This is a genomic window from Enterobacter sp. WPR_3_1 (assembly GCF_003635055.1).
Classification (GTDB): domain Bacteria; phylum Pseudomonadota; class Gammaproteobacteria; order Enterobacterales; family Enterobacteriaceae; genus Enterobacter; species Enterobacter ludwigii.
In genome coordinates this window covers 1-1,247 of record NZ_RBXU01000007.1, presented here as the reverse complement: position 1 = coordinate 1,247, position 1,247 = coordinate 1, and the positions used below count along the sequence as shown (strand labels likewise).

The window sequence follows — 1,247 nt, the reverse complement described above, 5'->3', positions numbered from 1 at the left end:
CGATTTGATGTTACCTGATGCTTAGAGGCTTTTCCTGGAAGCAGGGCATTTGTTACTTCAGCACCGTAGTGCCTCGTCATCACACCTCAGCGTTAATAAGGAACCGGATTTACCTGGAACCTCCGCCTACATGCTTAAACCGGGACAACCGTCGCCCGGCTAACATAGCCTTCTCCGTCCCCCCTTCGCAGTAACACCAAGTACAGGAATATTAACCTGTTTCCCATCGACTACGCCTTTCGGCCTCGCCTTAGGGGTCGACTCACCCTGCCCCGATTAACGTTGGACAGGAACCCTTGGTCTTCCGGCGAGCGGGCTTTTCACCCGCTTTATCGTTACTTATGTCAGCATTCGCACTTCTGATACCTCCAGCACCCCTCACAGGACACCTTCAACGGCTTACAGAACGCTCCCCTACCCAACAACGCATAAGCGTCGCTGCCGCAGCTTCGGTGCATGGTTTAGCCCCGTTACATCTTCCGCGCAGGCCGACTCGACCAGTGAGCTATTACGCTTTCTTTAAATGATGGCTGCTTCTAAGCCAACATCCTGGCTGTCTGTGCCTTCCCACATCGTTTCCCACTTAACCATGACTTTGGGACCTTAGCTGGCGGTCTGGGTTGTTTCCCTCTTCACGACGGACGTTAGCACCCGCCGTGTGTCTCCCGTGATAACATTCTTCGGTATTCGTAGTTTGCATCGGGTTGGTAAGCCGGGATGGCCCCCTAGCCGAAACAGTGCTCTACCCCCGAAGATGAGTTCACGAGGCGCTACCTAAATAGCTTTCGGGGAGAACCAGCTATCTCCCGGTTTGATTGGCCTTTCACCCCCAGCCACAAGTCATCCGCTAATTTTTCAACATTAGTCGGTTCGGTCCTCCAGTTAGTGTTACCCAACCTTCAACCTGCCCATGGCTAGATCACCGGGTTTCGGGTCTATACCCTGCAACTTAACGCCCAGTTAAGACTCGGTTTCCCTTCGGCTCCCCTATACGGTTAACCTTGCTACAGAATATAAGTCGCTGACCCATTATACAAAAGGTACGCAGTCACCCCATAAAAGAGGCTCCCACTGCTTGTACGTACACGGTTTCAGGTTCTTTTTCACTCCCCTCGCCGGGGTTCTTTTCGCCTTTCCCTCACGGTACTGGTTCACTATCGGTCAGTCAGGAGTATTTAGCCTTGGAGGATGGTCCCCCCATATTCAGACAGGATACCACGTGTCCCGCCCTACTCTTCGAGTTCACA

The 1,247-nt window shown here is 52.8% G+C and carries 1 rRNA gene (running past one end of the window); it reads right to left on the bottom strand.

Annotated elements, in window-relative coordinates:
• Positions 1-1,247, bottom strand: a 23S ribosomal RNA gene (locus BJ887_RS23000); its annotated part reaches 1,499 nt to the left of the window's first position; the annotation flags it as partial.